Genomic DNA, 19,627 nt, shown 5'->3' with positions numbered 1-19,627 from the left:
TGTCTTTTCATTTTCTAAGGTGTGTGATGATATAATTCAACTACTCGTTGATTTGCAGAAAAAAAATAACAGTAAGATGAATGAATATTTAATCTCTTAAGAAATAATGTTTTGAGGCACGATATAATGAATACCGTTTGTTGACCTTACTATTAAGTTATCAAGTGTAGATGTAGTGGACAAGTGATTTCAATTACTACCTACCAAAGTGATAAGAATGCAGATAAGAGTATGAGTTAAACCATATAATTCACATTTATGAGAATGAAGTGTTCTACCGAACATTGTTTAGGGATTAGTTGTTCAGACAACATTTTTGATGTAAAACTAAACCCATTTTAATCCAAAATCCCTCATACAGAGAGATCGTTCCAAAATTATTTCGCAGCATATTACTTGATTTCGTGAAGAGTATATTTTGTTCGTAAAAAATTAAGTTTTGTATTGAATCAATTATAATATCACTAGTGTGATCATCATCATTTTTACACAGTATACCGTAAAAGTCTTTTATTTTTTTGAATTATTAAAATAATTAGAAACATTTTTTAAAGATATGGGAACTTTTTTTCAAATAAACAAAACAGCCTTAAAGTGATTGTATCTCTCTCACTTTAAGGCTTGTGTAAAAAAATGCAATTTATTTTAAAGCATTTCAGCCATAATTTTGTCCTCTTTAATGTAGTCTATTTGAAACACCTTGTTTGTTTGAACAGACTTCAACTCTGATATTAATTGTTGCTGATGCTTTCTTTTTCGCAATAAAATTGAGTCTGAAAAATTCACCTTGGTAGGTAAAGATTGATTGACAACCCAGGCATATGGATGAATTGACGCTCGCTTTAAATCACTTTGCAAACTTTCTGCTTCCCTGATCGGAGTCGTTTCAGGCAATGTTACTAAGATTACTTTTGTGATGTTTTGATCCTGTATCATTTGATAAGGAGTGTGTAATTTAGAAACATCAATATTACTTTGTTTGACTACTTGTTTATGATAACTGCCCGTAGTATCTAATAATAATAATGTATGTCCTGTTGGAGCTGTATCTACCACTACAAACTGTCTTTTTGCACTTCTAATGGCTTTAGAAAATGCATGAAACACAGCCACCTCTTCTGTACAAGGAGAATTTAAATCTTCTCTGATCAATTTTATTTGATCTTCAGTCTTCCCTACCCCTCTCTGAGCAACTGCTTTTTCAATATAGATTTCAGTTTCAACTTTTGGATCGATTCTCTCCACTGTTAATGTTTCTGGAAGATCCACTACTTGACCTGTATAATCCGCTAAGTGAGCCGCAGGATCAGTGGTCGTCAAGGTCACTTTATGTCCTCTATTTGCTAATGAAATAGCAATAGCTGATGCAGTTACCGTTTTACCTACACCACCTTTTCCCATTGTCATGATCAAACCATGGCCATCTTTTTCAAGATCATCAACTAAAGCTGTAAAGTCAGGTGTTTCCTCTATTTCAAAACCTTCAGTTTGCTCATTTTCTAATATTAATTGCTGTTTCTCTTTTGAAAAAACAGAACGCAATTTTTCTAGACCTAAAATATTATAAGGCAATAAAGGAAATTCTTCTCTTGGTAACGATAGTAGAACCTCAGGAAGATTTTCTAGTTGATATCTTGCATTTTCTGAAATCTGAGCTGCGTATTCATCTTCCAAATCAATAGGTGAATAAATTCCATTTAGAAGCAAACGCTGATTATACATTCCCAGTTCAGACAGTTCTTTTGCAGACCTAGCCGCTTCCTTTAAAGAAGTTTCCTCCGCTCTTGCTACTAAATAGAAAGTAGTTTGTTCAGGGTCTTTCAGTACATCCACCACTTCCTTGTAACGCTTATGATTACTTTTTAAAGCACTTGATGGCCCTATACAAGAAGCTCCTTCATTATGATCTAAGAAATCATTCCATGCATCTGGCAATTCCAGTAGTCTCAAAGTGTGACCTGTAGGTGCTGTATCAAAAACAATATAATCATAGGCCTCTGGATTCGCCTCTCCTGAAATGAACCTTGTAAACTCATCAAATGACGCAATCTCAACCGTACAAGCCCCTGAAAGCTGTTCTCTCACTTTATTTCTGTAAGCTGGTGTAGCAAGCATTCCTAGAGAAGAAATCGCTCTATTTTTATACGATTCACCAGCCTCTTCTGGGTCAATATTGATTGTAGATAAGGTAGTTAAATCAGGATGTTTGGCTATAGTTTTATCACCCACTTCTGTCGCCAGTACATCTGTAAGGTTAGATGCTGGATCTGTACTGATCAATAATACTTTATGACCTTGATCTGCTAATTGAACCGCCGTTGCACTTGATAATGAAGTTTTTCCTACTCCTCCTTTTCCTGTAAAGAATAAGAATTTTGTATCTCTGAAGTCCATAAAAGTCAAAAGAAGGTAATCCACACTTTTTATGCGGATTACCTTTCCTATTTATTTGTTTGTATAATATTTTTTCCTGAACCAAAAGGCTAAATTCACCAAAGCAATTAATGCTGGCACCTCAACCAAAGGGCCAATCACACCTGTAAAGGCTTGACCGGAGTTGATTCCAAAAACACCAATTGCCACTGCAATCGCTAATTCAAAGTTATTTCCTGTAGCTGTAAATGCAATGGATACGTCTTTTTCATAATCAGCGCCAAAATACCTAGCCAGCATAAAACTTACCACAAACATTACCACAAAGTAAATCACAAGTGGAATAGCAATTCGAACAACATCCATTGGAATTTCTACAATCATTTGTCCTTTTAGTGAGAACATTACTACAATGGTACTCAATAATGCAATCAATGTAATAGGTGATACTCTTGGCACAAATTCTTTTTCAAACCATTCTTGACCTTTCGCTTTGATCATGATCTTGCGGCTTAAAAATCCTGCTAAGAAAGGAATACCTAAATAGATAAATACACTTTCCGCAATCTGTCCCATAGTAATATCCACCACTGTACCATCAAACCCAAATAAAGGAGGTAAAATTGTAATGAATACATAAGCATAAACACTGTAGAAAAGCACCTGAAAAATACTGTTCAAAGCAATTAACCCTGCTGCGTATTCTGAACTTCCTTCTGCCAAATCATTCCATACTACCACCATTGCAATACATCTTGCCAGTCCAATTAAAATCAAACCTGTCATGTATTCTGGATAGTCATGCAAGAAAACCAAGGCTAAAGCAAACATCAAAATCGGACCAACAATCCAGTTCAGTACCAATGAAACTGTAAGTACTTTCACATTCGTGAAAACTTTACCCATCTCTTCGTACTTTACTTTTGCTAATGGAGGATACATCATTAAGATCAAACCGACTGCCAGTGGAATATTGGTTGTCCCAACTGACATATCATTGATGGAATCTGCAACACCTGGAAAAAAGTAGCCAATACCTACACCAATAGCCATGGCTAAGAAAATCCAAAGTGTCAAATAGCTATCTAAAAAAGAAAGTTTCTTTGGTTGCTTCTGAGGACATAATGGATCTTGCGCCTCTAGATTTAATTCCTTATTCATTGTTATGGAAGTTTTATAAACGAAATGGATTAAATAACTGAGAAAGCATATAATAATTCTCTAGCAATTTGACGACATCTTTCATCGTATTTGTCTTCTTGCTCCGGAGTACCATCAAATGCTTTTGGATCTTCAAATGGCAGAGAAATTCTTGTTGCCCCTGGAATAAATGGACAGTTAGCATCTGCATGCCCACATGTCATTACGGCTCCAAAACCCGATTGAGCATTGAATGAATGATCATATTTTTTTGAGAATCCAATAATTGCTGGCTGATTCTCATCATATTTGATTGCATACACAGGGTTAGCCTCATCCGATAATTTCTGAATAGTTAATCCTGCTCTCTCTAATGCATTGGCAGCCGATGGGAATAAAGCTGTTGCCTCTGTACCACCTGAGTACGCAAATACATCAGAAAAACCATAATGATAAGCCGCCACTTGTGTCCACACTTGTGAAAGGTGGCTTCTTCTTGAATTGTGGGTACAAATTAGAATCAAGTTTGCTAAGCCGTCTTCTGCTAACTTCATTTTTACAAAGTTTGAAATTACTTCAAGAGCTGCTTTTCTCTCATCTGAGATTAAATGAAACTCTTCTTTTGCTGAAGTAATGTACTGCTCTAATGTTGATACCGTTGTGTTTTCCATTTTTATATATTCTTTTAAAAATAAATTCTAATTAACAAGCACAGCTTTTACCGGGTGTGATCTGGTCTGACGAAGAATTGAAGAACACTTTTATTTTGTTCCATACCTCCTCATTGATACAATAGGAAATGCAATTTCCTGTAATTGTACCTTTGATCAAGCCTACTTTCTTCAACTCTGAAAGATGTCTTGAAACTGTAGATTGAGCAAGTGGCAAATGATCCACAAGATCACCATTGATGCAATCTGGACTATTAATCAAATATTCCATGATGGCAAGCCTTGCAGGGTGCCCCAATGCTTTTAATATTTCCGCCATTTGAGTTACTTCAGGAGTGAACCCATCTACTTTTGTTATTCCCATATCGCAATATTACGATATTTAAATATAGATTGATGTATTTTCAATGTTAACAAAAAGTAAACGCTTCATAAATGAATCATAATCACCATGGTAAAGTGTAATTCAGATCAAAAGATAGACTATATTCTTGTTGGGTGATATTGTATTCAAGTGATGAAGTTAGAGAAACAACATGCTTTGGCGTTACTTTTAAAGTGTAAGTGGCTGTCAATCCTGTAGACCAATCTCCATTATTAAATTGGTAGTCTCTACGTTCATTTTCATTATTCAAAAAACCTTTAGCAATACCTGAACCAATAGACCATTTATCATTGATTTTATATCCTGCTGTAACTGCCACTGTTAAATTTTGAACATATCTATTGGGTTCTTTTTCCTCATCCCACATCAAAGCCATTCCAGTAGAAAAATTGGAATTTTTAATGGATCTCGAGTAATCCATACTTAAACCATAAAAAGGATTATCATTTGTCATATTCACTCCTCTACTTACGGAGAATGAGATAGCATTACACTTTTCTTGTGCATAAACAGTAGCTGAAAAGAAGATAATCGAAAATAGAATAAGGATTTTTTTGAACATAATATTTTCACTTTTACAAAAAGAAAAGCGTGCTCAACGTCTTGAATCCCTATCTTATTTGTACTTATTAATTGTCCGTTTTTTTCTCCGGCAACTCCCACTCCTCCCAGGTGATCAATCTTGCAAATTTGGTGGTGAATTGATGTCCCCCCAAGAAAACGAATGCCACAATGAATAAGAGATCTATAATCAAATAATAATACCACATCAACTGATCAAGGTGTAATAGTTCCATAAAACCTGGTATATATAAGGGTACTGTAAGTGATATCAGCCACATAAACATAATAAACAATGCCAAATTGTATTGTCTTTTTGTAGCTGGGTATCTTCCTTCAGGTAAACCCAACATTCTTTTTAGCTTGTTCTGAACTAAAGTAATGCCTTGTTTTCCTGCCAATGCTGTACCTATTACTAAAAAAACCTCTGGGCCTCCTACCATAAATACCGCGACAAGGGAAGTAGTAAGTGTTGATGATAAATTAAAGAAAGGGATTAATAAGCCAATCACGGGCGATATAAATCCCATTACTATTAAAGCTATTCCAATTTTGCTTCTTAATGCTGTTTTGCTTGAATTCATCTGAACAGATTGATTGTTTTTTTTTCAAATTAAGAAATAAGTATCAAGACAAAATTATTTTATGGTAAATCTTCATTTTCGACTTTGCATTTAAAATCAAAAACTGATATAAACCCAATCAACTTTTATTTTTTTCCATCACTTTCACAAGGTAAATAATGATGGGTACAAAGGTAATAAGCAATACAAAAGGCATAAAAAATACACCCAATCCCTCTGGATCCATTTCAATAGTCTTATAGACAATAACCAGAAATACAATCAAAATGGCCAATTTGAGAAAACGCATAAAACGAGTGGACAGCATATACTGTCTTTCAGCATTTTCCTCCGTAATCACTGTTGGGTAATTAAAAGTATGCGGATATTTATTGAGTACTGTTAGTAATATAAATAACAAGGAAGAAACCACAGGCAGTATAAACAACGTACTCTTATGACCGTAATTGTCAGGGATTCCTTGAGCATTAAAATGTATTGCGATTTCATTTGGCAGCTCTTCATACACCATCAGTGGTAACAACCATATCAATAAGAGTACTAGAATTGCTATTATCTCTACGGTTTTATCCTTATTGGTTAAGTTCAATTTAATTTTTGGTTGATTTTTCATGATAATTGTTAAGCTAGAGAAGAAAGTAACCCTATTACTATACGTCCTCAACGTGTAAACATCTGTTAATAATCGTCAAATATTCAGTTAAATGAGCATATTCTACTACTCATTATCATTAAATACTCCTTGGGGTTGGAAATAGGAAAAATAAAAAGCTATATTTGACCCATCAGTCAAAAACAAATTTTTAAACTATGAAATTAAACTTAAAATTAACTCTCAGTATTGTACTTGGCTTCTTATTGGCAGGTACAATGGTATCAGCACAAGAAAAAGCTGTTTATGAAAAATACGGTGTTGTTGTATCATCTTTACAACCCGGACTTGAAGTTGGAGACAATGCTTTCCTATTTGATGGTAAAACACAAGACGATAAGAATTTCGATCTTAAAAAGGCATTAAAAAAAGGGCCTGTTGTTGTCAACTTTTTTAGAGGAAGCTGGTGTCCATATTGTGCAAAACACCTTATCAATGTCAATGATTCATTGAGTATGATTGAGAAAGCGGGGGCTACTTTTGTAGCTGTCACTCCAGAAACACAAGAACGCTTTGCTGCTTTTGCTTCAAAAAAAGGGTTTGATTTTGATTTAGTAGGTGATCCAAAACTTGACATCATGAATGGTTTCCAAGTGACGTTTGATGTCAATGAAGGATACCAAGAGATGTTACAGAAATATGAAAAAGATTTAACGAAGATAAATTCGATCAAAAAAGCTTCTTTACCAGTTCCTGCTACATTTATCATTGGTCAAGATGGTAAAATTATCGCAAAGCATTATGATCCTGATTATAAAGGAAGAATGAGTGTGAAAGACATTTTAGCAGCACTAGAAAGTATCTAAAAATATAATTACAGATTTTCATACAGTAAGAGAGGCCTTTCGAAATGAATCGAAAGGCCTTCTTTGTATGTGCCCGTACAGTTTGGGCGTAGAGCTAATGAAAAAAAGTTTACCGTTTATATTTTTAAGAAGCATTATACTGCTTCATTTTTAGATTAATTTTTTTTATTGTTTGCTATTTTCCATGTCTCCGTTGAATGCGTATTGGGTCTATAATTCAGCTGATTACTAGTCAAAGTCACATTCTTTACAAAGTTGCCTGGATCTGCAATAGTCATCAAATGATTGATTTCAAATCCATGTATTACAGAGTGAGATGCATCTGAATTATCATCTATGATTTTCTCTAAGATTATTTTATCAATCTTGGCAGAAGCGTTATTTGATTCGTGCGTAAAAATCCTCTTGGCTATAAGGACCACTTTTTTTGTGATGGAGATTTCACCATAACTTTCATGAGACAGGTTTACATAAATACTGTCGCCATGTGAAGCTTGATTAATGGCATCTTGTAAACTGTTAAAATCTGCATTGTTGGATTGGTTACATACATAGATAGCCTGAGCATTAATTGAGGTGCATACCCCAAAGAGTAGCATTAGGGTTATTATAAGATTTTTCATAAGTACAATAGTTAAGTTAAGGGTGAGAATTAGTTTTGTAATAAATCGCACAAAACATGCCATACCACATTGTTTATCAACTCTATACAAATTAATATAGAATACTTAATATCACTATACCCACAAGTAGGTATTTTGTAAGAAAAGAAAACTACTATCAAATTAATCCAAAATGATTCTCCCTTATTTTCTACTTCTGGATTGTTTGATAGTAGTAAGATCTTGTGGGTACTAAATCATGGTTAGTACTATGAAAAATAGTAGTTGGGTTATGAATGTTTTCAATGCTTTTTATAGAAAAATTTTAGTATTCAAATGTGTGCAAAACTTGTTGAAATTTAGATGAAGAAGCAAACGCTGTTATGATTGAGAAGTAGGATATAACTTAGAAAACTACTTCTATTTTCACCTCTCCTTATTTTGCCACAGCAAAAAATTAAGGTTTTGAAGTCCGCATTTAGTCCGCCATTATTTTGATTTTATAAGATGAATAAAACTAGACTACAACGTACATGGTATAATTGCTTTTACAACGAAACCGTAAATTTATGATTAGGCTTTAGGACTTCATCTTTATACTTCAGCTGATGATAATCTTTCACCGTATCTACCAACTCCCAAGACCAATTGACACCTGCCACCTGAGACAACTGTTTTGAGATGCCAAAATATGTAGCGCCTCTTCCTACATTAATGGTATAACTATTAGCAATGATTCTTTTACTACTTACTTCTTTTTTTGCAGATTCTGCTAAAGGTGCTTTTGGAGACGTTTCAGAAATTGCATTATTTGTGAAGCTCAATAAGCACATTATCAACATGGTGATTATGAAATTTCTCATTATATATTCTGTTTAAATTACAAACTCTAACTGGTTACAATCACTTTGTGATCGTTTGATAATTCAAATTTAGATAATGATTATTTTTTAAACAAATTAAATGTTTATTTTTTTATCATTAATTGCGAATATTTTAAACAGAGATGATTATCAGTACATTATAGAATGACTATTCATCAATTTTTAATCAATAATGTTAAGCGACATTCGTACTTTGCTGATGAAAGAGGTTGTTTAATTTCTACACACCATCAATTTTTAAAAATTAGTCTATAGTTTTCTTTAAAAAATTGACAAAAAAAAGAGGTGCCAAATTAATGACACCTCCCGGAAAGCGTTCTTTCCTTTTTTGCGCATGCGCACTTAGGCAGAATACTTCGATATATTTTTAAATTAACCCGTGGTTAATTATTTGTTCAATACCTTGAATGAATGAACCTCAAAGGTAACACCATTAAAGTTTCTTTAATGTAAAGGTAGTATAATAATTGTTAAGGACCACAAAAGAAATCACAGTTTTAAGTTTTCTACTTAAAATACACTTTGTAGTCAGCTTTATAACTTTCTGATGTAAGATAGATTTTCAAATCGGCCTTGTATAATTCATCCACCAAAATCCAATCTGCTGTTGTCTCCCATGATTTTGAAGAAATAACTTTGTCCGCTTTATAAGCCTGATCTACTGATACAACCACATAATCTGCTTTCCACTGCTCTGCAACGATAATTACACGAGGTTTATCAGCACTAACTTCTCCCATCAATTCACAACTTGCTAAGGCTAATAATGAGATGCAAAAGCAGAATTTCAATAAAATATTTTTACAAAACAGCATATCTTCATTCTTTTAGTTATGAAGCTTGATTAAATACTTTCATATCCATTTGTTTTTCTTTTTTTGAGATAAAAGTAGCAGCCGATGAAACACCGAAAATGTTAGTGGCTGTACGCCCCATATCTATTAATGAATCTACTGATAATACAAAAGTTAAAACCATTCCCATTACTTCTGGTGTAATCCCCATAATTGTCATGGCTGTAATAGCGGCAAAAGAAGCTGTTCCTGGTAAACCTGCTATTCCAAAAGAAGAAATTGTAACAGCAATAAACATGGTGATAATTACTCCAGGAGACATAATATCAATCTGCTGAATTCCTAATGCATTGGTCACTCCCACTGACAAGATAATCATAAACACAGGCCACATTGCACCGCAGGCATTCATTCCCATGGTTGTACCTAATGAAGCCGCGATATTTGCCGTTTCTGTATCTACTCCATTTCTTTCAGTTAGAGAGTTAATGGTTACTGGAAGTGTTGCTCCTGAAGATTGTGTTGAAAACCCTGTAATTATTGCTGGTAACAGATTCTGAAAATGTTTCACAGGATTATTCCCTACTGTAAGCTGTACTAGCATATGCATTCCAAAAATCAGTGCCATAGTCAAATAAGAGACACCTATGAAAATGGCTAAATCACCGAACAAAGTAGGTCCATTTTTGGACACCGCAATGGTCATCAAAGAGAACACACCATAAGGCGTCAATTTGATAATAGTCATTGTGATGGAATTGATAATGATTTTTGTGCTGTCCAAAAGACGGATAATTCGTCCCATTTCTTCTGGCTTACGTTGCTCCATTCTACGAATTGCCAAGCCAATCAGCAACGCAATCAATAACGTTCCAATAATGTTATTTTCTGAAAATGCTTCAAAAATTGACGTCGGTATTTTCTGTGTAAAACCATAGATCACTTTGCCGAGTGAGGCATCACCAATACTTTCAATTCTATTAGCATATCCTTGAGCAATGTTTTCTTCGGAAAGTTTTGAAACATCTATCAACGAAGAAAAATTAAAGAAATTGGCCATTATGAAAGCAATAGAAGCGGCTCCAGTGATGGAAACCACAAAATAAGCAATCACCTTGCCTATTCTATTCCCAATATTTGATTCTTTATTCAAGTTCACCAGAGTAGAGGTGATACTTATAAATACAATTGGGACAATCATTAATTTCAGAAAACGGATGTACACATTCGAAACCGTTTTCATATAATATTGTAATTCTTGGTAAGTTTCTTTAGGTAAGAATTCGAAAAGTCCCCAACCGAAAATGATTCCTAATCCAATGGCTGAAAGGTTGCGGTAATGAAATTTTATTTTTCTATCCGATAAAAGTTTTAAGACACCGAGGAGGCCTACAAAAGCTATTAAAGCTATGATTAAATACATGTAATTTTTTTTTGATAATCTTAAATGGTGGAGAAATGTACTGAAAAAAAATCACAAATTACTGGAATTAGTATTTGTTTGAAGTTGATTTCAATTATAAGTTTTCAAAAAAAAATTCCCAAGGGTGTAATAATTTTCGGTTTGGGCCACTAATCAAATAAAAAAGAATTGTGAGCAGTGATTTTTATACAACATACATTCAGCCTCATAGTGGAATTATCATTAAGATATGCCGTGCTTATACCAACACGCAAGAGGACTTTGAAGACTATTATCAGGAAGTCTGCCTGCAGATATGGAGGAGTAAAGACAATTTCCAACAAAAGTCTGATTGGTCTACTTGGGTGTACAGGTTGGCGGTCAATGTCTGCCTGACATTACTCAAAAAGAAGAAAAACAACGTCCAGAATTTTGCAAGCGATTATTTGCCTCCAGAAATGGAAGAGGAAAGCAAAGCATTTCAAGACGAAGACCTCTCTCTTCTTTATGATGCCATACGCAAGCTGTCTGAAATAGACAGAGCTATTATTCTACTTTACTTGGAAGAAAAAAGCTATCAGGAAATTGCTGAAACATTTAACGCAACTTCAAACAACATTGGGGTTAGAATCAAAAGAATTAAAGAACGTTTAAAAAAATTATTACATGGAAAAGTCAATTGAAAGCATTTGGAAAAAAGGATTTATCAATCAAGAAGCATTAGTGGCACCCAAAATCAATGCACTTTATGAAAAGAAATCCATCAATTTTGTCGACAAATTTATCCGAGATTTTAAAATCAACCTCTGGGCTATTGGTGTCTTTGCGTTTGGCCCTCTATTTCTTGGGTTAGTAGGCAATGTTTTAGGATTGGGAATGATCCTTAGCTTATCACTTTGGTATTTGGTTTATTATGGTCAAAAAAAGCTAAAAGTACTCAAAGGATTAGAAAAAACTAATACAAGTTATGATTATATCAAACAATTTGACGGTTGGTTGAAAAATACAATTAATGGTTATACAAAAATTTATAGATTCGTTTATCCATTAGTACTTATTATCTCGACTTTATGTGTTTGGGAAACATTTTTGAAGCAAGAAATAATAAACCATTATGATTCCGCATCATTAATATGGGGAATACCCAAAATGGGCCTAATAATGGTAGCGATTGGAGCAGTTCTTCTTTCTGTTTTTGCTAGAAAGATCTATTATTTTGATATGAACCTTGTCTATGGTTCCCAGTTCAAAAAGCTCAGAGAAATGATAGCAGAAATGGAGGAGTTGAGGAATGAAGAATAAGAGGATGTTAAGGAACATCCCAAGAACTAAAATTAATCTAAATGGAAGGAACGTACTATTTGAGTAAAGAGGGAGTTGAGGAATACATCAACATGGCCAAGGAAGTCAATAGTGAACCACTAATTGAAAAGTTAAAAGAACATCTTGCACCTCAAAGCATGTTGTTGGAACTAGGTTCTGGCCCAGGAACAGATTGGAGAATTTTAAGTCAGACATTTACAGCTGTGGGTTCTGATTATTCAATGGAGTTTGTAAAATACCTGAAAAGAAATAACCCTGCAGGTACATTCCTTCATCTTGACGCTATTACTTTAGATACTTTTCTTCGTTTTGATGGAGTTTACGCCAATAAGGTAATGCAACACCTTACGGATGAAGAAATCAAAAAATCTTTGGAAAAGCATAGTGATATTTTGAACAAAAGCGGTATTATCTGCCACTCCTACTGGAAGGGTGAAGGTGATGAAATATTCAAAGGGCTTTTTGTCAACTATCAATCGGAAGAAACACTTCAAGAACTTTATGAGGAACAGTTTGATATTTTAAAAATTGAAGTTTATAAAGAGTTTGAAGAAGAGGATTCGATCATAATTATTGCAAAGAAAAAATAATTACAAAAATATATTTCAAAGCATTCAAGGTGACTCCATTTGCATGAAGTCACCTTTTTTTAGTGATATTGGTTAGCGGAAAATTCCATTTTAAGTGTAATATTTACATATATAAATTAATAACCAGAACAACTAAAAATAATAAAGCCATGGAACCCGATATTTATAATTACCTGATAGATATAGAAAATAGACAAGTTAAAACTCCTGAATCAAAAGGAATGATTGTTACACTGTCTAGGAAGTTTGGAACAAACATTAGACCTGCCGCTGAAAAATTAGTACAACAACTTAATGATGAGCAAGTGGGGTTTGATATGCTGAAGAGGCCTTGGAAATTAATTGATAAAACAGTGTTATATCAAATTTCAAAAGAGCTCAAAGTAGGCATTGATAAGCTGAATGAGTTTGTACCTATTCAAAACAAAAGCATCTTCGAGCAAATTATGTACGGCTTGGATATCTACCATGATAAACTAGACGACAACCTAAGAGGTGCTTTACAAACTGTTATCAATTCATACCTTGAAAGAGGTAATGTAGTCTTCTTAGGAAGAGGAGCAAGCTTTTTTGCTCAAGGATTGGATAATAGTCTTAAAATTAAAGTTAAAGCCTCTGACCAATACCGTTCAACACAATATGCACTCAAAAACGATCTTCCAAAAAACTACGCTATAGAAGTGGTAAAACGTAAAGCTAAAAGACGTAAAAACTTCTTGAAATTTATATCCCAAGCTGTTCCAATTACCTATGATGAAATCATCGACAGAGAAAATATCTCTAACGATGCTCTTGCTGATGAGCTATATACTCTTGTAAAAATGAAAGAGTATGAAATGCTCAGAAATGTATAGTTTTATTACACACAACACTTTTTGACATCAAAGATTCTGGTATGCTAAATCGTTTCGGTTTAGCATACTATGTTTTTAAGTACAAATTATCATCAACTGTAAATTGGCATTTCTGCAAGCATTAAGGTCCTACTTCCAAGCTTCTTCATTTTTTCTTGAAGCAAAAAATTCAAGGCTTTGAAGGGAGAAGCGCTAAACATATTAAGTAAAAAGCCTACTGCCGCGAATGTTAAGCGTAAGCATCATTCGTGTCCTACAAATCATCAGAAATCTCCTGATTTCTAAATACAATAAATATTCTAAAACTTTCTTTGGTACGGCTAATCTAGGACAAAAGTAAACGAATGTTTCTTGTACTATAGTTAAAACTATGGGCAGGTGATACAACAACCTAATCAAGGCTAAAGTCTTGAAGATTGATAACGTAAGCAACACTTTAGTGTTGGTGGAGTCAACATCACCAGCCCATAACTTTGGTCATAGTGCACGTATATTATTTTTCCTTTTCTTTTGTCCAAGTACTTGTATATTGAAAGGTGCAGAGAAACCTGCATTGTTAAAAGACGAAGTTGTCAGTAGTACCTTTCTGAAGAAGCCTATTGACTACTAGAAAGAAAACAGAGTTACTTCATTAATAACCACATTTCTTTTTTCTTATGTTTCACTATAATTGTATTTGCACCAAATTCATCCCAATCAAAACTATCTCCAGCTGTCATATTGGATGAAAAATCGATTAAAACTTTTTCTTTAAGTTTACTTTTCTCATCAATTGAAAACTCGTTCAATAAATTAGGATCAATTTCCTTAATCGGTTCTATTGTTGTTCCTTCAATGTCCAAAACCTCATCTCTGATAACTTGCTGAAAAAATTCATACAATGAATCAGATTGCTTTTCTAAATAAGCTGGATCATGACAACAGAAATAAACAGCTTCGCATTCTAAATTTTCATTAACTTCAACTACCCAAGTATTACCTGCACCGTCATTAGAAATTTCAATTCCATTATTCACTAATCCATTAAAATCATGATAATCTAAATGAATATGAATCTCCTGCCCATTAAGGAGGAAGTTTGCTCCATAATTTTTGATTATATCAACAATTTCATTCGGAAATGATTTATTGTCAATATCTTCTGGCTCCGAAAAGGACATGAATTTAATACCAGATGTAATAGTTTGTTTTAAATAATCAATTGTTTGCATTAGTAAATCTTTTAATTGTTAAAAGCATATGACAAGTTTGTCATTTTAATTTCATGATAGACCATTTGAAAATGGCTTTTACAAGTTAATTTTTCTCTTTTAAAATAGCAATCAGGGCTACAAAACTGCAATTAATAAGAACAGTAATAACCCCATACTTGCAAAAGATATTAGGTTCTGAAAAAATTGCTGTTTTGATAGGAAACCTATTCCATAGCTTTTCAATGTATTTTTTGAATTACCCAAAACGACACAAACTAATCCAAATATTAAAAAGCCTAAACCTAAGTCAATGTTACTTTCAGAATACATCTTGAATAAACCTCCTGATACACTTAAATAAGAAAAAAGGTTTATCATTATTAAACTATATTTTGACCTGATAAACAGGGACAAAATACTTATCAATAGAACTAACTGCTCAGTAAAGGTCAATAGTAACTGCTTTATAGATAGTATTAGTTCTAATGATAAATTAGAATAACTAAGATATCCATATGTCACATACCAATATTGATCAATTGTAACTCCTATCAACTTAATTACAAAGAGAATCAATAGGAGGAATTGCGCTTTTGAAGCTATTCTTTCCTTCATTTTTATGACTTGAATAATTGGTTGAAAAAATGTTCTTCCGTTTTATAGTTTTTATAAAGATCTAAATATTGTCAACTTCAAAGGGTACTCTTCCTTTAATTCATCAATTGTTAGTTTTGAATCTGATTGATTTTTTAAATAACTCTTATATCCAATTCCTATCTGTTCAATTGCCCCTACTAATACCTCTTCTGAACTAGACGTGTCATAGAGGATTTGTATGAAATTATAATCTTGATTCCTCGACACCAGATATTTAGAAATTTGATGATTGATTTCCTCAACATTATCTATAAGCATATTATCAGACAAATACTTTCCTTCTTTATTGATTAAAATATCAAAAGATTCTCTGACAGGTACACATAAACAGCATAAGTTCTCATGTTTTGCTATAAGATGTACATTTTTAAATTCTCCAACATCGATGAGGCAGTCAAATTGTCCTTCACAAAAGTTATGAGCATAGTTTTCTGTTATAAAGTTTCTATCAACTTTATGAAGTTCTTTAAATGAGGTCGCTAATTTAGGATACCCTTTATGACTTTCTAGGATCTTTATTGATTCATGCTTATTTGTGTTGGTACACGAACTCAAAGTGAAAGTCAATAGATATATTATAAATAAGTACTTATGGTTCATCATTAATGGTGTAATTCATTCAGCTTATTAATCTCTTCTGTTCTTAGTATTAAGACGATAGGCGTTACTGAGAACTAGTAATTGTCCAAAGTCTTTGACTTATAACATAATAGGCCTAATACTGTTTTTTACTTTTATAAGTTATAAACTTAAACAATAATGAAATACATAGTAATGCCTATCGGCTTGAAACTACGAATAGTGAGGGAGTTTGAATACTAGAAGTCTCAACTATAAAGTAAATTAAAAATCAATTTTATAAAACTTAAGAATACTAATAAGACGATAGGTATTAAAACCTTTATATCTTTCATAGGAAAAAAACTTTCATCCTTATGAGATAAACAATGTATTAATGGATATTGATTAGATACTTGAGCAAAGTATTTTTTTTCTCTGAAATTTTTATTGGATGTTGAAAACTCATTAACTATTTCTTGCTCCTTTTGTTCATATTGATATTTCACTTTATAGGAAACTCCATCTTCACTACTTTTTTCGTATACACCCAGTATTTTTATATCTTTTATTGAATAATCTTCATAAAATTTCTTACAATAAATAGATTCTCTATAGATACATAGACTAGAAATAGTTATCGCAATAAAATCTGTATACCATTTTAAATTACTTGTATATTCAAAAAAATAACTTACCAAAACATCTACTAGAAAAACAGTAGCCAAAATATAGAACCTATATTTATCCAACTTAAAGAGGTATTTTATATTCTCATGATAATCATGTTCCACCTCTAATAAAAAAGGATTACTGGATAAGAAGGTTTTATTTTGATTAAACTCATCAATAAATAAATACTCATATTCTTTAGTATTTGTAGTGGATATAGTCTTTAATCTGAGCATCATTTCAATAGTTTATTAATTTCTAACTGGCACAAGTATTAAGATGAAGTCGTTACTTGTGTCTTATTTTTTGAAGCAGTCTGTTGACTTCAAACCCTAAAGTTCATTGAGCTTATTGATCAATTTATCTTTCTCCTTACTTTCATTTGTACCAAAACGCAAGATAGGGAAATTATATTTTTCTAAGATGCTGTCTTTCATTTTATCCCTTTCAGCTTGTATTGTTCCTTGTTTGTGAAATTCAAAACTAAAGACCAAGTGATGGCTAAACTACGAGAGGACGCATTACCCAAACATGGAGATTAGCTCTGTTGTTGTAGCATGTTTTCAGATAGATATTTTTCAATATGTTCTATACTCTTTAAATCAATTAATTCAAGTGTGTTCCAATCCATTAATAGTAAGTTCCACTTTACACCAATCTCATTCAGCACTTGTATTAAGTTTACTTTTTCAACATCGGGTGTACCAACTACCCAAATATTTGTTACATAATCAGTTTTATAATTGAAGAATATTCCATTGTAATCCTCTCCGTATCCAATAGTATCTTTACAAATAAACTCTCCTGGTATTATTCCTGTAGATATTTCTTCAGATCTATCTAAACTTAATTTTGAAAAGATTATGTCGAGATTTTTTGGATCAATTTCTCTTTGTTTCAATAGATACTCTTTTTCATCTCTTACAATTATATCTTTATAACCATCTTCTGTATAATTTGATCCTTCAAAATATTTAATATTTTCTGCTTGAGAAATTAATTCTTTAAAGTTTTCATTAGGAACTATTTCTACCTGAAGGTAATCATCTTCATGATAAAATATTGATTTAGTGATATTGCTTTTATTCACATTAAAGCCTTGATGCATTAGTGATGACAAATGTCCTGAGTAACGCTTTGAAACAAACCAAATGATTGCTCCAATTAGGATTACTGTTATATATATTTCTATTTCCATATTTTTTAATATGCTACAACGTTAAGTATAAGAAACATAAGTGATTTCGAAGTTCTTACCTGTCAAGTTGCACTGAGCCAAATCTGCGTTTTGCTATAAAAAAGTTTTAAAACAACCTACCAAATTACAGATTTTTAGTAGCTGATTAAATGTACCAAAGTCCTGTAAACCACTGAGCCACTTATGTTTTTTATACATTGTTGTAGCCAGTTGTTCCTTATCCTCTTGATATTTTAAAGTCAATAACTTTTTCATTTTCAAACTCAATTGTTAGGGTTCCATAATCAATTCCATGTCTAGCCACACCCAAGTTATATTGGTATGTGTTACTGTATCTTTGTTCTGGCTCTCCAAGCAATTCAATTATTTCTCTTTCGTTAAGGTTAATTAGTTTATGCTTTTTAAGCAAGTCTTTTCTCATATCCCATCTTAACGACATTGTTGATTCTGTTTCAACCCAGTTTTTCCATATTTCTGAATCAAAATCAATTCTGTGATTTTCAGAACATGATAAACAAATGATTCCTATTAGGAATATGTATCGAATTATATTTCTCATGGTTTATGAAACGAGGTCGCAATTATTTTTCCATTACCAGCAATCTGCATTATTTCCACAAAATCAGAGTTTATACATTTTCTCCCAATAATCAGCTTATTATTAATTGAGCCAAAACAATACTTGTCTGCTCTTCTATTCCAAATCGCCAAATCATAAGAGTCAATTATTTTCCAATCTTGCGAGTAGGTTCTAAGCATAAATTTATAATCTCGACCAATAGTATCATTTCCATCTCTGAATATTACATGTAGTCTAAAGTTATCAGTCTTATAAATCTCTCCAAAGTCTTTGAATGTTGCAGGCTCAGGTAATATTGTGTCATTTGTAAAAATATCAGATTCAAGAAGTCGAGTTTCTTTGATTTCAGCCCAATTCAAGAAAAATCGAACACTATCAGCTGAAATCGGCAATGCATTTGTTGACTCTGCCATGTACAAAAAATCACTTCGATGTTCTGTGTTTTCGTTTATCCAAAACAGCTTTTCCGACTCCGAATGACAGGAATGAAATAAAAAAGTCAATATTATTAATCCGTATATTTTCATATTATGCAGTTCGGTTCTTCATTTGGGTAGGGTTCTTCAAGTGTTGCCTTTCTCCAAATACTATTTTCTGTCCTTTTCAAGGATTTATCTATGTTGTAGTTCGCTATCTTTTGTTTTAAGTCCTCCAGTTCAATAGTTTTTTCAAACTTGTCGTCAAAAGCAATAAGAGCGTTGGTTTCAATACTCAGGAAATAGGCAAGGAAGTAACCAAATTCAGCTTTGGAAGATTCTATTTCATAGACTTCAGAATTCTGCTTTGTTTGTACAATTTCGGCATATTCATTTTCAATTTTCCGATTGGACAAATAGAGCCAAGTCCATTCTTTACTTGCTGGATTATGAGAATCTCCTTCTGTATCTACGTTGTGTATGTTTTCAGAAACCCATTCACAAACCAAACGGAAATCAGGTCTTAATTTAGATGTCTTGAAGTATATATAATATTCCATATAATGTTTTAGTAGAGTAGAGCCTGATAGCTCTCTCAGTTTAAATAATTATAAATGTAATCATATTGAGAAAACTATCAGAACCCCCTTCATCAAACCGTACGTGAAGTTTTCCCTCATACGGCTTACCGATGGATTTCTTTGTTTGATATTCATAAGAATCTACCCAATA

24 protein-coding genes are annotated in these 19,627 nt (G+C 32.8%); 5 read left to right on the top strand and 19 right to left on the bottom strand.

The genetic code is table 11. The features are described 5' to 3' along the window. Positions 1-645 precede the first annotated feature (645 nt). The 7 genes from arsA to AVL50_RS07345 form a co-directional block, all read right to left on the bottom strand. Positions 646-2,418, bottom strand: a complete 1,773-nt coding sequence (gene arsA, locus AVL50_RS07375) for an arsenical pump-driving ATPase (RefSeq protein ID WP_172826786.1) — start codon at positions 2,416-2,418, stop codon at positions 646-648. Positions 2,419-2,445: 27 nt separating this feature from the next. Beyond that, positions 2,446-3,534 carry an ACR3 family arsenite efflux transporter gene (gene arsB / locus AVL50_RS07370; RefSeq protein WP_062615842.1) on the bottom strand — a complete coding sequence of 363 codons (1,089 nt, stop codon included), beginning with the start codon at positions 3,532-3,534 and terminating at the stop codon, positions 2,446-2,448. 29 nt (positions 3,535-3,563) lie between these two features. Continuing rightward, positions 3,564-4,184 (bottom strand): hypothetical protein, encoded by a 621-nt coding sequence (locus AVL50_RS07365; RefSeq protein ID WP_062615841.1) that lies wholly within the window; start codon positions 4,182-4,184, stop codon positions 3,564-3,566. 31 nt (positions 4,185-4,215) lie between these two features. Continuing rightward, positions 4,216-4,548, bottom strand: coding sequence for a helix-turn-helix transcriptional regulator (locus AVL50_RS07360; RefSeq protein WP_062615840.1), 333 nt, complete (start codon positions 4,546-4,548; stop codon positions 4,216-4,218). Positions 4,549-4,630: 82 nt separating this feature from the next. Further along, positions 4,631-5,131 carry a hypothetical protein gene (locus AVL50_RS07355; RefSeq protein ID WP_062615839.1) on the bottom strand — a complete coding sequence of 167 codons (501 nt, stop codon included), beginning with the start codon at positions 5,129-5,131 and terminating at the stop codon, positions 4,631-4,633. Positions 5,132-5,198: 67 nt separating this feature from the next. After that, on the bottom strand, positions 5,199-5,714 hold the full coding sequence (locus AVL50_RS07350) for a hypothetical protein (protein ID WP_062615838.1): 516 nt from the start codon (positions 5,712-5,714) through the stop codon (positions 5,199-5,201). A 118-nt stretch (positions 5,715-5,832) separates the two neighbouring features. Continuing rightward, a complete protein-coding gene (locus AVL50_RS07345; protein WP_062615837.1) occupies positions 5,833-6,327 on the bottom strand; it encodes a DUF1648 domain-containing protein in 495 nt (164 codons plus the stop codon). A gap of 197 nt (positions 6,328-6,524) precedes the next feature. Here AVL50_RS07345 and AVL50_RS07340 point away from each other — a divergent pair, with 197 nt between their 5' ends. Continuing rightward, a complete protein-coding gene (locus AVL50_RS07340; RefSeq protein WP_062615836.1) occupies positions 6,525-7,172 on the top strand; it encodes a peroxiredoxin-like family protein in 648 nt (215 codons plus the stop codon). 155 nt (positions 7,173-7,327) lie between these two features. Here AVL50_RS07340 and AVL50_RS07335 read toward each other — a convergent pair whose 3' ends face one another. The 4 genes from AVL50_RS07335 to AVL50_RS07320 all read right to left on the bottom strand — a co-directional run bounded on the left by AVL50_RS07335 (position 7,328) and on the right by AVL50_RS07320 (position 10,875). After that, positions 7,328-7,795 (bottom strand): hypothetical protein, encoded by a 468-nt coding sequence (locus AVL50_RS07335; RefSeq protein WP_157491195.1) that lies wholly within the window; start codon positions 7,793-7,795, stop codon positions 7,328-7,330. Between the two features lie 527 nt (positions 7,796-8,322). Next, positions 8,323-8,637 carry a hypothetical protein gene (locus tag AVL50_RS07330; RefSeq protein WP_062615834.1) on the bottom strand — a complete coding sequence of 105 codons (315 nt, stop codon included), beginning with the start codon at positions 8,635-8,637 and terminating at the stop codon, positions 8,323-8,325. A 527-nt stretch (positions 8,638-9,164) separates the two neighbouring features. Further along, positions 9,165-9,473: a DUF6150 family protein gene (locus AVL50_RS07325; protein ID WP_157491194.1), complete on the bottom strand. Its 309-nt coding sequence runs from the start codon at positions 9,471-9,473 to the stop codon at positions 9,165-9,167. A gap of 16 nt (positions 9,474-9,489) precedes the next feature. After that, entirely contained in the window at positions 9,490-10,875 is a 1,386-nt protein-coding gene (locus AVL50_RS07320; protein WP_062615832.1) for a cation:dicarboxylate symporter family transporter, read from the bottom strand. A 170-nt stretch (positions 10,876-11,045) separates the two neighbouring features. Here AVL50_RS07320 and AVL50_RS07315 point away from each other — a divergent pair, with 170 nt between their 5' ends. From AVL50_RS07315 to AVL50_RS07300, 4 genes are all read left to right on the top strand, one after another. Beyond that, positions 11,046-11,537: an RNA polymerase sigma factor gene (locus AVL50_RS07315; protein ID WP_062615831.1), complete on the top strand. Its 492-nt coding sequence runs from the start codon at positions 11,046-11,048 to the stop codon at positions 11,535-11,537. Further along, a complete protein-coding gene (locus tag AVL50_RS07310) occupies positions 11,521-12,156 on the top strand; it encodes a hypothetical protein (RefSeq protein WP_062615830.1) in 636 nt (211 codons plus the stop codon). The genes AVL50_RS07315 and AVL50_RS07310 overlap by 17 nt, the downstream gene beginning before the upstream one ends. Before the next feature lie 41 nt (positions 12,157-12,197). Next, positions 12,198-12,767: a trans-aconitate 2-methyltransferase gene (locus AVL50_RS07305; RefSeq protein ID WP_062615829.1), complete on the top strand. Its 570-nt coding sequence runs from the start codon at positions 12,198-12,200 to the stop codon at positions 12,765-12,767. Positions 12,768-12,916: 149 nt separating this feature from the next. Next, entirely contained in the window at positions 12,917-13,621 is a 705-nt protein-coding gene (locus tag AVL50_RS07300) for an AAA family ATPase (RefSeq protein ID WP_062615828.1), read from the top strand. 623 nt (positions 13,622-14,244) lie between these two features. Here AVL50_RS07300 and AVL50_RS07295 read toward each other — a convergent pair. The 8 genes from AVL50_RS07295 to AVL50_RS07260 all read right to left on the bottom strand — a co-directional run bounded on the left by AVL50_RS07295 (position 14,245) and on the right by AVL50_RS07260 (position 19,455). Next, positions 14,245-14,832 (bottom strand): hypothetical protein, encoded by a 588-nt coding sequence (locus AVL50_RS07295; protein ID WP_062615827.1) that lies wholly within the window; start codon positions 14,830-14,832, stop codon positions 14,245-14,247. 117 nt (positions 14,833-14,949) lie between these two features. Then, positions 14,950-15,192, bottom strand: coding sequence for a hypothetical protein (locus AVL50_RS32900; protein WP_157491193.1), 243 nt, complete (start codon positions 15,190-15,192; stop codon positions 14,950-14,952). Positions 15,193-15,480: 288 nt separating this feature from the next. Then, positions 15,481-16,074, bottom strand: a complete 594-nt coding sequence (locus tag AVL50_RS07285; RefSeq protein ID WP_157491192.1) for a hypothetical protein — start codon at positions 16,072-16,074, stop codon at positions 15,481-15,483. Between the two features lie 224 nt (positions 16,075-16,298). Continuing rightward, the gene (locus AVL50_RS07280) at positions 16,299-16,940 is read right to left on the bottom strand and encodes a hypothetical protein (protein ID WP_157491191.1); all 642 of its coding nucleotides are present in this window, start codon (positions 16,938-16,940) and stop codon (positions 16,299-16,301) included. 299 nt (positions 16,941-17,239) lie between these two features. Further along, positions 17,240-17,899, bottom strand: a complete 660-nt coding sequence (locus tag AVL50_RS07275; protein WP_062615823.1) for a hypothetical protein — start codon at positions 17,897-17,899, stop codon at positions 17,240-17,242. 217 nt (positions 17,900-18,116) lie between these two features. Then, on the bottom strand, positions 18,117-18,458 hold the full coding sequence (locus AVL50_RS07270; RefSeq protein ID WP_062615822.1) for a hypothetical protein: 342 nt from the start codon (positions 18,456-18,458) through the stop codon (positions 18,117-18,119). Beyond that, entirely contained in the window at positions 18,455-18,892 is a 438-nt protein-coding gene (locus tag AVL50_RS07265) for a hypothetical protein (RefSeq protein ID WP_062615821.1), read from the bottom strand. Before AVL50_RS07265 ends, AVL50_RS07270 begins: the two co-directional genes overlap by 4 nt. A gap of 110 nt (positions 18,893-19,002) precedes the next feature. Then, the gene (locus AVL50_RS07260) at positions 19,003-19,455 is read right to left on the bottom strand and encodes a hypothetical protein (protein ID WP_062615820.1); all 453 of its coding nucleotides are present in this window, start codon (positions 19,453-19,455) and stop codon (positions 19,003-19,005) included. Positions 19,456-19,627 lie beyond the last annotated feature (172 nt).

Source organism: Flammeovirga sp. SJP92 (assembly GCF_001583495.1).
In the GTDB taxonomy this organism is placed as follows: domain Bacteria; phylum Bacteroidota; class Bacteroidia; order Cytophagales; family Flammeovirgaceae; genus Flammeovirga.
This window is presented reverse-complemented; position numbering and strand designations above follow the sequence as displayed.